Raw genomic sequence first — 13784 nt, 5'->3', positions numbered from 1 at the left:
GAGTAACCTATCGCGATGAGACTGATACAACTGTCACGGGAATCTCTGCAATTTCCGCCTCCTGAAATGGCACTGCGTGAGCCGAATGGCCTGCTGGCCATGGGGGGCGACCTCTCCCCTGCCCGGTTACTGAATGCGTATCAGCGCGGCATCTTTCCGTGGTTTTCGTCCGGCGATCCTATCCTGTGGTGGTCACCCGATCCCCGCGCGGTTCTTCTGCCCGAGCAGTTTCATCTCAGCCGCAGCATGAAGCGTTTCCATAACCAGTCGCCCTATCGCGTCACGATGAATGAGGCGTTTGCCGAGGTGATCGAGGGCTGCGCCAGCGGTCGCGAAGAAGGCACCTGGATCACGTTTGAAATGAAGCGCGCCTGGCTCCGACTCTATGAGCTGGGCCACGCCCACTCCATTGAGGTGTGGGACGCGCATCAGCTGGTGGGGGGCATGTATGGGCTGGCGATGGGGCAGATTTTCTGCGGCGAGTCGATGTTCAGCCGCCAGCAGAATGCCTCGAAAACCGCGCTGTTAGTCTTTTGCCAGCATTTCATCCGCCATCAGGGGCGTCTGGTCGATTGCCAGGTGCTTAACCCGCACACTGCCTCGCTGGGCGCGCAGGAGATCCCCCGCAGTGACTATCTGCACTATGTTCAGAACTTTGCCAGCCAGCCGGTCAGCGAAGGCTGCTGGCAGACCCAGACCCTTTTTTAGTCACGCCGAGATGTTTTGCACACATAAAGACGGTTAAGTGGTATAATAGTCGGGTTTGGTATGTCGTCCGCGCTTCGCAATAACGAGCCGGAATTGCCAGGCTGGGAATCTCAACGCACTCTCGGAACTGTTTTCAATCGTGCGCGTGTAACCGGTTGATACAGATTCTTAGCCCGCTAATCCCCCGCAGACGCCACATAAACACCCTAATTTTACCGGATGCCCGCCCCTGACGAGCACCCCCGGCAAAGCGTTGGCAAAATCGCCGACGGTTCTTTACATAAATCGTTGAATTGGGCATTATCTTGCCGGTTCAACTGAAAGGTAGTACACCCAGAGGATTCGATGGCCAAAGAAGACAATATTGAAATGCAAGGTACCGTACTGGATACGTTACCTAACACCATGTTCCGCGTAGAACTTGAGAACGGACACGTGGTTACTGCTCATATCTCCGGTAAAATGCGCAAAAACTACATCCGCATCCTGACGGGCGACAAAGTGACCGTTGAGCTGACCCCGTACGACCTGAGCAAAGGCCGCATTGTCTTCCGTAGTCGCTAACAGACATTAATTTCGCCGCCCTTCAGGTTGCAGCGAAAAAAAAGGCCGGATAATTATCCGGCCTTTTTCACATCTGCAGCAGGCGATTAATGCACCGTGCCTTCAGTTTTCCGTTTTTCCGCACTCAGGAAATGATAGGTCAGTTCACCTTTCTCACGATCCAGCGCCACGGATACCGAGCCACCATCCACCAGCGAACCAAACAGCAGCTCATTGGCTAATGGTTTTTTCAGGCTGTCCTGCACGGTACGCGCCATCGGACGCGCGCCCATCGCCTTGTCGTAACCCTTCTCCGCCAGCCAGTCGCGGGCTTCATCACTGACTTCCAGCGACACGCCTTTGGCATCTAGCTGCGCCTGCAACTCGACAATAAACTTGTCGACCACCTGGTGGATCACTTCTGGTGACAGGTGACTGAACCAGATGATGTTGTCGAGACGGTTACGGAACTCTGGCGTAAAGATCTTTTTGATCTCTTCCATTGCGTCGGTGCTGTTGTCCTGATGAATCAGGCCAATCGACTTACGTTCCGTCTCACGCACACCGGCGTTAGTGGTCATGACCAGCACCACGTTGCGGAAGTCCGCTTTGCGTCCGTTGTTATCGGTCAGCATACCGTTGTCCATCACCTGCAGCAGCAGGTTGAACACATCCGGGTGCGCTTTCTCAATCTCATCCAGCAGCACCACCGCATGAGGATGCTTGATAACGGCATCCGTCAGCAGGCCGCCCTGGTCAAAGCCGACGTAGCCCGGAGGCGCACCAATCAGACGACTGACGGTGTGACGTTCCATGTACTCAGACATATCAAAGCGCAGCAGCTCAATACCCAGCGCTTTCGCCAGCTGCACGGTCACTTCCGTCTTACCGACACCGGTTGGTCCGGCAAACAGGAAGGAACCTACTGGCTTGCGATCCTGACCCAGACCTGCGCGGCTCATTTTGATCGCTTCGGTCAGCGCCTCAATGGCGTTGTCCTGACCAAAGACCAGCATTTTGAGACGGTCGCCCAGATTTTTCAGCGTATCGCGATCAGTTGCAGAGACGCTTTGCTCCGGAATACGGGCAATACGCGCAACCACGGTTTCAATGTCGGAGACATTGATGGTTTTCTTGCGCTTGCTGGCAGGCATCAGGCGCGCACGCGCACCCGCTTCATCGATGACGTCAATCGCCTTGTCGGGCAGATGACGGTCGTTGATATATTTCACCGCCAGCTCCACGGCGGCGCGCACCGCTTTCGCGGTATAACGCACATCGTGATGCGCTTCATACTTGGTTTTCAGTCCATTAAGGATCTGCACGGTCTCATCAACAGACGGCTCCGTGATATCGATCTTCTGGAAACGACGCGCCAGCGCACGATCCTTTTCGAAGATGTTGCTGAACTCCTGATAGGTGGTAGAACCCATCACCCGAATCTTGCCGCTGGAAAGCAGCGGTTTGATCAGGTTGGCCGCATCGACCTGGCCACCGGACGCAGCTCCTGCACCGATAATGGTGTGAATCTCATCGATAAACAGAATGCTGTGTTCGTCCTGCTCCAGCTGCTTCAGCAGCGCTTTGAACCGTTTTTCAAAGTCACCCCGATATTTGGTGCCAGCTAACAGCGAACCAATATCCAGCGAGTAGATGGTGCACTCTTTCATCACTTCCGGCACGTCACCCTGCTCGATGCGCCAGGCGAGACCTTCTGCAATGGCGGTTTTACCGACACCGGATTCCCCCACCAGCAGCGGGTTATTTTTACGGCGACGGCACAGCACCTGAATGGTACGTTCCAGCTCTTTATCGCGACCAATCAGTGGATCGATCCCACCGACGCGAGCAAGCTGATTAAGATTGGTGGTGAAGTTTTCCATACGCTCCTCCCCGCCTGCTTGCTCTTCGTTAACCGGATTTTCTGCGCCTGGCGCCTGGCCCGGCTCATCTTTGCGCGTACCGTGAGAGATGAAATTCACCACATCAAGGCGGCTGACTTCATGTTTGCGTAACAGATAGGCCGCTTGCGACTCCTGCTCGCTGAAAATGGCGACCAGCACATTCGCGCCGGAGACTTCGCTGCGACCGGATGACTGGACATGGAAAACCGCACGCTGCAGAACGCGCTGGAAGCTGAGCGTCGGTTGGGTATCACGCTCCTCTTCGCTGGCGGGCAGCACCGGCGTGGTTTGTTCGATGAAGGCTTCGAGTTCCTGCCTTAGAGCCACAAGGTCCACCGTACAGGCTTCCAGTGCCTCTCTGGCCGACGGGTTACTGAGCAATGCCAGTAACAGATGCTCGACGGTCATAAATTCATGACGGTGCTCACGCGCTCTGGCGAAAGCCATATTTAAACTGAGTTCCAGTTCTTGATTGAGCATTAGGCACCTCCCCCAATTATCGCCCTTACCAGTTTCCTATATGGAGACGTGTTCAGGCTTTTTCCAGCGTACACAGCAACGGATGATGATTTTCCCGCGCATAGTTGTTCACCTGGGCCGCTTTTGTTTCGGCGACTTCTGCAGTAAATACACCACAGATCGCCTTGCCGTGATAGTGAACTTTCAACATCAGCTGCGTTGCACGTTCAACATCATAAGAAAAGAACTTTTGTACAACGTCAATAACAAATTCCATAGGTGTATAATCGTCATTATTCAGAATGACTTTATACATTGAAGGCGGCTTTAACCCTTCGCGTACTTTGTCTTCGGCCAGATGTTCAAAATTAAGCCAGTCGTTTGTGTTTGCCATAGTGTTCCGTTGAGATTTCGCTTTGAGCTTTTACGTCGCTACATCCTGAGAGTTTAACATGTCTGTCAAGCCGCTGGCCGCTGCTGAAAATTTATTCAGAAATTTCCTCGCGCGACCTGCATCACAAAATTCGCAATAGCGTTAACTGCCTCAAATTTTGATGATTTTTTCCCCACCTGGCCCGGTGGTTTGCTTGACGCCAGCGGCGCTTTCTCTACATTCTACCTGCACAGGCTGATTGAGTTTTAATCAACTCTGACTCACAGCGTCTGAGACCTCACCTACTTATAAAATGTCTTGCGAGGGAAGTAAAAGCATGGAGACGGGCACCGTTAAATGGTTCAATAATTCCAAAGGCTTTGGCTTTATCTGTCCGATCGGAGGCGGCGACGATATTTTTGCGCACTACTCCACCATTCAGATGGAGGGCTACCGAACGCTAAAGGCAGGCCAGCAGGTTCAGTTCGATGTTCATGAAGGTCCGAAAGGCAATCACGCCAGCCTTATCGTCCCCGTTGAGGTGCAGGTTGTGGCCTGACACTTCTCCCCTTATGAACGGTGGACCCAAATGCCAGCCCGTGCCGCTGGCATTTTCATTTCCAGGGGCATTCAGTCTGCCTGCCCCTGGGCCAGCCGGATAACCCGGGCAAACATCTGCCGCATCAGTGGCGGAATCGCCTCTGGCCCGCGCTCTGCCGCCGATGAGGCTACCGCAATCGCCAGCTCAGGTTTGGAACTGCGGTGAATCGCTTTGGTAATAATACGCCTGGAACTCATCGGAACGTTTAACGGCAGGTGCGCCATCTGATGATAAACCTCCTGGAAGCCGTGCTGATAGAGAAAATTTTCCATATCCAGCGCCGGTAGCTGCGTCAGAAAACGCGGCTCCGCGTCACCCGGCTGCAGCTGACTGCGCGCCGTGGCGGCATACTTATGCCCCGCCTGATCGCCATCGGTCAGCACATGCCAGGCGATGCCCATACGCCGGGCAAACTTCAGCAGGGGCTTGAGGCCGGACTGCGCAAACTCAATCACTTTGATCCCTTCAGCCGCAAAGTTGTAGCCACACTGCTGCGCCAGCTCATTCATGATCCAGACTTCGGTCTCCCCCTCCACCAGCAGCCAGCAGCGGGCGAAGAGCGCCGCAGGACGGTTGACACGGATATGAAAGCCGATACGCCGACTCTCTTCGGCACTCAGTCCTTCCGGACCGATGCGCCAGGCCGCCACGCGTGACGATTCACGCACCAGACGGCAGACATTTTCCACCGGCACCTGCGACAGCAGCTCAGCGGAATTGGTGGTGGCAATTTTCTGCAGCGGCAGCAGCCTCAGCAGGTTCCACGCTACCGAGAGCATAATCGGGTGCAGCCGGGTTTCCGGGTCTTCAATCAACAGCAGCGGCCGGGCATCGGCGGCAAGAGGCAGATCGCCCCGCGCCGCGATCAGCAGGGTAAAGATCTGCAGCAGGATCAGCTGGCGGCTGCGGGAGTCCGTTCCGGCAATCAGCTGATTGAGATGATCCAGCGCCCGCCAGCCCTGCCCGCCGTCGCGCGTCTGCCCATCCCGCGGCCGCGCCGTCTGACCGGTTTCCGGCGTCTGCACCTGAAAGTAGTGCTGCATCAGCTGCTGCATGGTCTTTAGTCCCTGCCGCAGCGCCTCATCGCTGAGCTGCTGTGGGTGGCGCGCCAGATCGCGCGCCAGCGACTCCATCCCCGCCAGTAACGGGGTATGCGCAGAATCCAGCGGCGCACTCCCCCGGGTGCGCTTGCTGAAACGCGCATCGCGCAGTCGCAGAACCGGATGACGTTTCAGCAACCGATCGATGGCCCCGGCACAGCCAGGCTCAGGCAACAGCTGACCGTCAGCGTCTGTAAAACGGCGCTGGGTTTCAATACCGCTATCCCGCCAGATGGCGCTGACGCGGTAAAAGAGTCTGCGTTGTCCCTGAGCGTCACGCTGCCAGAAGGGAGCGAACAGCTCATCGGCGTCGCGCTCATCGTCGCGAAAGTGAAACAGAACCGACAGACGGCGCATCGGATCGTCCGCCTCGCCCGGGGTAAAGTGAAAATCGGCGGGCGTAAAAACGTGCGCCGGTTGATGCGGCGAAAGCAACAGGCTCAGGGCATCCAGCAGGCTGGATTTGCCCCAGGCGTTCTCACCAATCAACAGGTTGGTCCGGGTCAAAGGCAGTGAAAGCTTATTGATGCCGCGGAAACCCCGAATATCGATATGTTCCAGAATCACAGGCGTCCATCCTCAGTTTATAAGAAGCATGGTTGCCGTAAGCCAGCCGGTCAAGCCGCGTTTTCGGGGTTTACTCTGTCACCCTTTTTCGTTAGCTTGTCGCCTCTTTTCCCCAGGGATGGAACCTGCTGTTATGTACTCCGGACTTCTGATTATTCTGCTGCCGCTGATCGCTGGCTGGCTGTTACCCTTCCGACAGACCGCGACCCTGCGCCGGGTCAACCAGCTCCTGGGCTGGATGGTTTACGTCATACTGTTTTTTATGGGCATCAGCCTGGCCTTTCTCGACAACCTCAGCAGCAACCTGCTGGCGGTGTTTCACACTGCGCTGGTGGCCGCATTCTGCATCCTGATCTGTAACCTGCTGGCACTGCGCGGACTGGAAAAATATGCCCCCTGGCAGCATGCGCATCGCCAGGAGAAGCTGCCGTCGCGGCTGCATATGGCGCTGGACTCTCTGAAGCTCTGCGGCGTGGTGGTGATCGGTTTTCTGCTCGGCCTGACGCAGTGGCCGCTGCTGCATCATGCTTCGACGGCCAGCGAATATGCCCTGATCTTTCTGCTGTTCCTGGTCGGTATTCAGCTGCGCGGCAGTGGGATGACGCTGCGCCAGATTATCCTGAACCGCCGCGGCCTGCTGGTCGCCAGCGTGGTGCTGGTCAGCGCGCTGGCTGGCGGCGTGATCGCCGCGCTGCTGCTTGGCGTGCCGCTGAAAACCGGTCTGGCGTTGGCCAGCGGCTTTGGCTGGTACTCCCTCTCCGGGATCCTGATGACCGAAGCCTTTGGCCCGGTCATCGGCAGTGCCGCCTTCTTCAACGACCTGGTGCGTGAACTGGTGGCGATCATGCTGATCCCGGCGCTGATTGGCCGCCATCGTTCGAGCGCGCTGGGCCTGTGCGGCGCCACCTCGATGGACTTTACCCTGCCGGTGCTGCAGCGGGCGGGCGGCAATGAGATTGTCCCGGCGGCCATCGTACACGGCTTTGTGATGAGCCTGCTGGCCCCGATTCTGATCGCCCTTTTCTCTGCCTGAAGCTGTCTGAAATGCGCAGGTCACCATTTACCTGGCCGCGATAAATAAGCGCAACGCGCAGGGAACAGGGTCAGAAGCGAAAAGTGGCCCGTCCTCTGCACGGCCCCCGGCTCTGCCAGCGCATTTTTTCACGCCTGCTTTTCTGCCGTGTCGTCTACGCTTCTTTTTTCAGTTCTGGTCACGTCATACATCAGGGCGAGCCGACAAAGGAGAAGAGCATGAAACAAACCGTGGCGGCGCTGGTCGCCAAAACGCTGGAAAGCGCGGGCGTAAAACGCATCTGGGGCGTCACCGGGGACTCCCTGAACGGCCTGAGTGACAGCCTTAATCGCATGGGCACCATTGAATGGATGCCGACGCGCCATGAAGAGGTGGCGGCGTTTGCGGCGGGCGCAGAAGCGCACATCAGCGGCGAACTGGCGGTCTGCGCCGGCTCCTGCGGGCCGGGCAATTTACATCTCATCAACGGTCTGTTCGATTGCCACCGCAACCGCGTGCCGGTGCTGGCGATTGCCGCGCACATCCCCTCCAGCGAAATCGGCAGCGGCTATTTTCAGGAAACCCATCCGCAGGAGCTGTTCCGCGAATGCAGCCACTACTGCGAGCTGGTCTCCAATCCGGAGCAGTTACCGCAGGTGCTGGGCATCGCGATGCGTAAAGCGATCCTGAACCGGGGGGTTTCGGTGGTGGTCTTACCCGGCGATATCGCGTTGCAGCCCGCGCCGGAGAGTGCCCGCACCGAGTGGTATCCACCGCAGCTGCCGCAGGTTCTGCCGCAGCCTGCCGAACTGGCTCAGCTGGCCAGTACGCTGAATGACGCCAGCGACATTACGCTGCTATGCGGCAGTGGCTGCGCCGGAGCACATCAGGAAGTGGTCGCGCTGGCCGAAGCGCTGAAGGCCCCTATCGTGCATGCGCTGCGCGGCAAAGAACACCTGGAATATGATAACCCTTATGATGTCGGGATGACCGGTCTGATTGGCTTCTCATCGGGCTTCCACGCCATGATGAACGCCGGGACGCTGGTGCTGCTGGGTACCCAGTTCCCCTATCGCGCCTTCTATCCGGAAAAGGCGCGCATCATCCAGATCGACATCAATCCCGGCAGCCTGGGATCGCATTGTCACGTTGATGAGGCCTATGTCGGTGACGTGAAAACCACCCTGCAGGCGCTGCTGCCGCAGCTGACGCACAAAAACGATCGTACCCATCTCGACAGCGCCGTTAAGCACTATCGTGAGGCGAGGAAAAGTCTGGATGAGCTGGCACAGCCCAATGACAAACAGCCTATCCATCCGCAATATCTGGCGCAGCAGATCAGCCACTACGCCAGCGAGGATGCGATTTTCACCTGTGACGTCGGCACGCCTACCGTCTGGGCGGCGCGCTACCTGAAGATGAACGGCAGACGTCGCCTGCTGGGGTCGTTTAACCACGGCTCGATGGCAAACGCCATGCCGCAGGCGCTGGGCGCGCAGTCCATCGATCGGAATCGTCAGGTGGTGGCGCTGTGTGGTGACGGCGGATTCAGCATGCTGATGGGCGATTTTATCTCGCTGGCGCAGCTGAAAATGCCGGTGAAACTGGTGATTTTCAACAACAGCGTGCTGGGCTTTGTGGCGATGGAGATGAAAGCGGGCGGCTACCTGACCGACGGCACCGAACTGGACAATCCCGACTTTGCCGCCATCGCTCAGGCCTGCGGCATCAAAGGGATCCGGGTGGAGAAAGCGTCAGAACTCAACGGCGCGCTGGAGCAGGCATTTGCTCATGACGGGCCGGTGCTGGTCGATGTCATCACCGCCAAAGAGGAGCTGGCGATGCCGCCGCAGATCAAACTGGAGCAGGCCAAAGGCTTCAGCCTCTACATGCTGCGCGCCATTATGAACGGTCGCGGGGATGAAGTGGTAGAACTGGCGAAAACCAACTGGCTGCGGTAAAACAGGGGTTCCATCCAGGCGGGCGCGATGCCCGCCTTTTTTTTGTCTTCCGCTACGTTCAGGAGCATAAGGTGATCGATTTACGCAGTGATACCGTGACCCGGCCCAGCGCCGCCATGCTGAACGCGATGATGTCTGCCGAAACCGGTGATGATGTCTACCGTGACGATCCGACCGTGAATGCGCTGGAGGCGGAGGCGGCACGACTCAGTGGCAAAGCCGCCGCGCTCTTTTTTCCGACCGGTACCCAGGCAAACCTGGTGGCGCTGCTGAGCCACTGTGAACGTGGCGATGAATATATCGTGGGTCAGCAGGCGCACAACTACAAATATGAGGCGGGTGGCGCGGCGGTGCTGGGCAGTATTCAGCCCCAGCCGGTGCTGGCCAGTGAGGACGGTACCCTGCCGCTCGACGTGGCGGCGGCCGCTATCAAGCCGGATGATATTCACTTTGCCCGCACCCGTCTGCTGAGTCTGGAGAACACCCATCACGGCAAAGTGCTGCCGCTGGCTTATCTGGAACAGGCCTGGGCCTTTACCCGCACGCATCAGCTGGCGCTGCACATTGATGGCGCACGGATCTTTAATGCGGTGGTGGCGCAGCAGACCACGCTGGCGGCGATTGCCCGCTACTGCGACAGTCTCACTATCTGTCTCTCGAAAGGTCTGGGGACACCGGTGGGTTCCCTGCTGTGCGGCGACACGGCGCTGATTGAGCGCGCACGTCGCTGGCGGAAAATGACCGGCGGCGGCATGCGTCAGGCGGGCATTCTGGCGGCAGCCGGCCTTTACGCGTTAGAACACAACGTGGCGCGGCTGCAGGAGGATCATGACAATGCGGCCTGGCTGGGTGAGCAGTTGCATGAGCTGGGTGTCAACGTCATTGAGCAGCAGACGAACATGCTGTTTGTTGCCGTGCCGGAGGCGCAGGTCAGGCCGCTGGGCGAGTGGATGAAAGCGCGTGGGGTATTAATCAGCGCGGGCACCCGCACCCGTCTGGTCACCCATCTGGATACGGATCGTGCCGCGCTGGAACAGGTGGTCGCACACTGGAAGGCGTTTCTGCAGCAGTAACGGCTACTGCGCCGCGCCATAGCGTTCCAGCAGCGCGGCGGCTATCGCAGCCGTCTCAGCATCGGGCAGCCCACGATAATCCGCTGGCCGGAAATGCATCTGGAAGGCGGCAATCACCTTCTGCTGCTCACGCGCGCTCATCCCGTCACTCACCGGATAGCCGTAGCGGCTTAACAGGGTCAGAACCTGATCCGCGGGCACCGCCGCGTGCGGCGCCTTGCCAGCCAGCCAGAACTGCACCCGACGGCTATCCGGCCAGGCACCGAGTCCGCGCTGCGCCAGCTGTTGCCAGGGAAAGCACGGCCCCGGATCCTGCTTGCGCTGCGGCGCGATATCACTGTGGCCGACGATATTTTCCGGTGGGATCGCGTAACGCCGGGCAATATCCCGCAGCAGCGCCTCCAGCGCCGTCATCTGTGCAACAGTAAAGGGCTGCCATTCGGGACCGGTTGGCGTGCGACGATAGCCCCGGTTCACCAGTTCAATCCCAATTGAGGTGTCATTGATACGGGTGGCCCCGCGCCAGAAGCTGGGTCCGGCGTGCCAGGCCAGCTGCTGCTCCGGCACCAGCTGCCAGATAATCCCTTTCCCGGCGCGCTGTGGCGGCTGACGGGGGATCAGATAGTGCGCGCTGACCTCCCGATCCGTCAGCGTTGCCAGCGACGACGAAAAGTCTTCGGCCGTGTAGTGGATCACGATCACCTTCACCCGTGGTCGCGCACCCTGTGCCGGATGCCGCAGGTCGGCCCAGTAGCCGTCGCGGGATTCTATGCCGGTCTGGCAGCCGGCCAGCAGCAGCGCCGTCAGCAGCAACAGCAGGCGTCTCAACGCAGGATCACCGCCGTGCCGGTGACGCTGACCATCAGCATGCTGCTCTCTTTGCCCACCGTTTCGTAATCAATGTCGATGCCGACCACAGCGTTGGCGCCCAGCGCTTTCGCCTGCGCTTCCAGCTCGTCAAAAGCGATCTCGCGCGCCTTGCGCAGCTCTTTCTCATAAGCACCGGAACGGCCACCGACCACGTCGCGGATTCCGGCAAAAAAATCACGGAAGATGTTGGCACCCAGAATCGCTTCACCGGTGACTACGCCGCAATAGTCGCTGATGCTGTGACCTTCCAGGGTTGGGGTGGTTGAAAATTTCATCGCATTCTCCTTGTTGAAAACCGGACTAAGGCTCTATCGACTAAAAAGCATGGCTATACTCTATGCTAAAAAAGGCACCTTGCCAGAGAACCATAAGGAAATCGAGATGAGAAACAATGCGTTTGCGCTGATGATCCCGGCTGCCCTGTTGCTCAGCGCCTGTACCACCGTGGAACCCGTGATTAAGGATAATGGGCCGCGAACCGCGCCCTGCATTGAGGGCGGTCCTGACCAGGTCGCTCAGCAGTTTTATGACCTGCGGATCGAACAACCGGTGCCGGGACTGCCCGACAGCAACACGCTGGCGAAATACCGTCCCTACCTGAGTGACGCGCTTTATCGTGCGTTACAGGCGGCCAGCGGCAGCAACGCCGGTGCGCAGTGGCGCAATGGCGATATCTTCTCCAGCCTCTCGCAGGGTCCGACAGCCGCCAGCGTGGCCGATGCCTCAACGATTCCGAACCGCGATGCGCGCAACATTCCGCTGCGGGTTGACCTGAGCCGTGACAACCGTCAGTGGCAGGATGAAGTGCTGATGATCCATCAGGGCAGCTGCTGGGTGGTGGATGACGTGCGCTACATGGGAAATCCTGCGCATGCCGACGGTGGCAGCCTGAGCCAGATGCTGGAAAAAACGCGAAAATAGATCAGACAGTCATGAGAAGCGCGGCCAGCCCCACTGCCGCGCTTTTTTTATCTCTGCATCCTGGCCAGCCCCCCGTCAGTCCCCGGACAGGGCATGATTTTCTGCTAAGCTTTTGCTGTTTACCCCCTGTTTTACAAATTTTAACCCGCCTGAATTGCATAACTATTCTGGTGACGTTAAAATCCGCGGCACTAATAGCTATTCAAATCTGGCGCATGAGTATTCAACTAAACGCAATAAACTGCTTCTACGGTGCTCATCAGGCGCTGTTCGACATCAACCTTGAGTGCCCTCAGGGCGAGACCCTGGTGCTGCTGGGCCCCAGCGGCGCGGGCAAAAGTTCCCTGCTGCGGGTCCTCAACCTGCTGGAGCAGCCGCGTTCAGGTCAGTTGCAGATTGCCGGTAATCAGTTCGACTTCAGTCAGAAGCCTTCCGATGCCGCGATTCGGGAGCTGCGTCAGAACGTGGGTATGGTCTTTCAGCAATATAATCTCTGGCCGCATCTCACCGTGCTGCAGAATCTGATGGAAGCGCCCTGCCGGGTGCTGGGGCTCAGCAAGAGCGATGCCCGCGCCCGCGCCGACCGGCTGCTTGACCGGCTACGTCTGACCCCTTACAGCGACCGCTTTCCGCTTCACCTCTCAGGAGGTCAGCAGCAGCGCGTGGCGATTGCCCGTGCGCTGATGATGGAGCCGCAGGTACTGCTGTTTGATGAGCCAACCGCCGCGCTGGATCCCGAAATTACCGCACAGATTGTCTCAATTATTCGCGAACTGGCGCAGACCCGTATCACTCAGGTGATCGTGACCCATGAAGTGGAAGTGGCACGTAAAACCGCCAGCCGCGTGGTTTACATGGAGAACGGTCATATTGTGGAACAGGGCGATGCCAGCCGCTTTACACAGCCGCAAACCGAGGCGTTTGCTCACTATCTTTCGCACTAAGTCAGGATGCTAAAAATGAAAAAAATGGTACTTGCTGCACTGCTCGCTGGTTTTAGCCTGACCGCTACGGCGGCGCAGACGATTCGTTTTGCTACCGAAGCCTCCTATCCTCCGTTTGAGTTTGTGGATGCGGACAATAAGATTCAGGGCTTTGATGTCGATCTGGCCAATGCGCTCTGTAAAGAGATCGACGCAACCTGCACCTTTACCAATCAGGCGTTCGACAGCCTGATCCCAAGCCTGAAGTTCCGCCGCTTTGATGCGGTGATGGCCGGCATGGATATTACTCCGGAGCGTGAAAAGCAGGTCCTGTTCACCAAGCCTTACTATGACAACTCAGCGCTGTTTGTTGCCCAGAAAGGCAAAGTGGCCAGCGTTGAGGCGCTGAAAGGCAAGCGTGTAGGCGTTCAGAACGGCACCACCCATCAGAAGTACCTGACGGAAAAACACAGCGAAATTACCACTGTGCCTTACGACAGCTATCAGAATGCCGTTCTGGATCTGAAAAATGGCCGTATTGATGCCGTGTTCGGTGATACCGCCGTGGTCAACGAATGGCTGAAGCAGAACCCTGCGCTGGCGGCTGTCGGTGACAAAGTAACGGACAAAGCCTACTTTGGTACCGGCCTGGGCATCGCGGTGCGCACCGGTAACACCGAGCTGCAGAGCAAATTCAACGGCGCACTGGATAAGATCAAAGCTGACGGGACGTACAAAACCATCTACAGCAAATGGTTCCAGCAGTAAT

Annotated in this window: 14 protein-coding genes; 9 read left to right on the top strand and 5 right to left on the bottom strand. The window is 57.9% G+C overall.

The features are described 5' to 3' along the window. Positions 1 to 15: 15 nt before the first annotated feature. Both aat and infA read left to right on the top strand, forming a co-directional pair. Positions 16 to 708, top strand: a complete 693-nt coding sequence (aat, locus tag AC1V0D_RS02730; RefSeq protein ID WP_033736359.1) for a leucyl/phenylalanyl-tRNA--protein transferase — start codon at positions 16 to 18, stop codon at positions 706 to 708. A gap of 345 nt (positions 709 to 1053) precedes the next feature. Continuing rightward, positions 1054 to 1272, top strand: coding sequence for a translation initiation factor IF-1 (gene infA, locus AC1V0D_RS02725; protein WP_002211347.1), 219 nt, complete (start codon positions 1054 to 1056; stop codon positions 1270 to 1272). Positions 1273 to 1358: 86 nt separating this feature from the next. Here infA and clpA read toward each other — a convergent pair whose 3' ends face one another. Together clpA and clpS are read right to left on the bottom strand one after the other, a co-directional pair. Then, positions 1359 to 3635 carry an ATP-dependent Clp protease ATP-binding subunit ClpA gene (clpA, locus tag AC1V0D_RS02720; RefSeq protein ID WP_009091142.1) on the bottom strand — a complete coding sequence of 759 codons (2277 nt, stop codon included), beginning with the start codon at positions 3633 to 3635 and terminating at the stop codon, positions 1359 to 1361. A gap of 52 nt (positions 3636 to 3687) precedes the next feature. Then, on the bottom strand, positions 3688 to 4008 hold the full coding sequence (clpS, locus tag AC1V0D_RS02715; RefSeq protein ID WP_003849318.1) for an ATP-dependent Clp protease adapter ClpS: 321 nt from the start codon (positions 4006 to 4008) through the stop codon (positions 3688 to 3690). Positions 4009 to 4324: 316 nt separating this feature from the next. On the opposite strand from clpS, the gene cspD reads away from it, so the two are divergent. Beyond that, entirely contained in the window at positions 4325 to 4546 is a 222-nt protein-coding gene (gene cspD / locus AC1V0D_RS02710) for a cold shock-like protein CspD (RefSeq protein ID WP_009091144.1), read from the top strand. 71 nt (positions 4547 to 4617) lie between these two features. Here the strand turns inward: cspD and AC1V0D_RS02705 are convergent, their stop codons facing one another. Further along, positions 4618 to 6255, bottom strand: coding sequence for a DUF2813 domain-containing protein (locus AC1V0D_RS02705; RefSeq protein WP_482906936.1), 1638 nt, complete (start codon positions 6253 to 6255; stop codon positions 4618 to 4620). 133 nt (positions 6256 to 6388) lie between these two features. On the opposite strand from AC1V0D_RS02705, the gene AC1V0D_RS02700 reads away from it, so the two are divergent. From AC1V0D_RS02700 to ltaE, 3 genes are all read left to right on the top strand, one after another. Continuing rightward, positions 6389 to 7288, top strand: a complete 900-nt coding sequence (locus tag AC1V0D_RS02700) for a LysO family transporter (RefSeq protein ID WP_009091147.1) — start codon at positions 6389 to 6391, stop codon at positions 7286 to 7288. 218 nt (positions 7289 to 7506) lie between these two features. Next, positions 7507 to 9228, top strand: a complete 1722-nt coding sequence (gene poxB / locus AC1V0D_RS02695) for a ubiquinone-dependent pyruvate dehydrogenase (protein ID WP_058957467.1) — start codon at positions 7507 to 7509, stop codon at positions 9226 to 9228. 71 nt (positions 9229 to 9299) lie between these two features. Then, positions 9300 to 10301, top strand: coding sequence for a low-specificity L-threonine aldolase (ltaE, locus tag AC1V0D_RS02690; RefSeq protein WP_482906935.1), 1002 nt, complete (start codon positions 9300 to 9302; stop codon positions 10299 to 10301). A 3-nt stretch (positions 10302 to 10304) separates the two neighbouring features. Here the strand turns inward: ltaE and AC1V0D_RS02685 are convergent, their stop codons facing one another. Beyond that, positions 10305 to 11129 carry an N-acetylmuramoyl-L-alanine amidase gene (locus tag AC1V0D_RS02685; RefSeq protein ID WP_312828415.1) on the bottom strand — a complete coding sequence of 275 codons (825 nt, stop codon included), beginning with the start codon at positions 11127 to 11129 and terminating at the stop codon, positions 10305 to 10307. Next, on the bottom strand, positions 11126 to 11446 hold the full coding sequence (locus AC1V0D_RS02680; RefSeq protein ID WP_009091154.1) for a heavy metal-binding domain-containing protein: 321 nt from the start codon (positions 11444 to 11446) through the stop codon (positions 11126 to 11128). Before AC1V0D_RS02680 ends, AC1V0D_RS02685 begins: the two co-directional genes overlap by 4 nt. Positions 11447 to 11552: 106 nt before the next feature. On the opposite strand from AC1V0D_RS02680, the gene AC1V0D_RS02675 reads away from it, so the two are divergent. From AC1V0D_RS02675 to artJ, 3 genes are all read left to right on the top strand, one after another. Beyond that, positions 11553 to 12092, top strand: coding sequence for a lipoprotein (locus AC1V0D_RS02675; RefSeq protein WP_009091156.1), 540 nt, complete (start codon positions 11553 to 11555; stop codon positions 12090 to 12092). 215 nt (positions 12093 to 12307) lie between these two features. Beyond that, complete coding sequence (gene artP, locus AC1V0D_RS02670) at positions 12308 to 13036, top strand: arginine ABC transporter ATP-binding protein ArtP (protein ID WP_009091158.1); 729 nt, start codon at positions 12308 to 12310, stop codon at positions 13034 to 13036. A 15-nt stretch (positions 13037 to 13051) separates the two neighbouring features. Next, positions 13052 to 13783, top strand: a complete 732-nt coding sequence (artJ, locus tag AC1V0D_RS02665; RefSeq protein WP_009091160.1) for an arginine ABC transporter substrate-binding protein — start codon at positions 13052 to 13054, stop codon at positions 13781 to 13783. The last annotated feature ends 1 nt before the right edge of the window (position 13784 follow it).

The organism is Pantoea sp. PA1, assembly GCF_056856975.1.
Note: the sequence above shows the minus strand (reverse complement) of the source record. Positions and strands in the feature narration are given on the sequence as shown.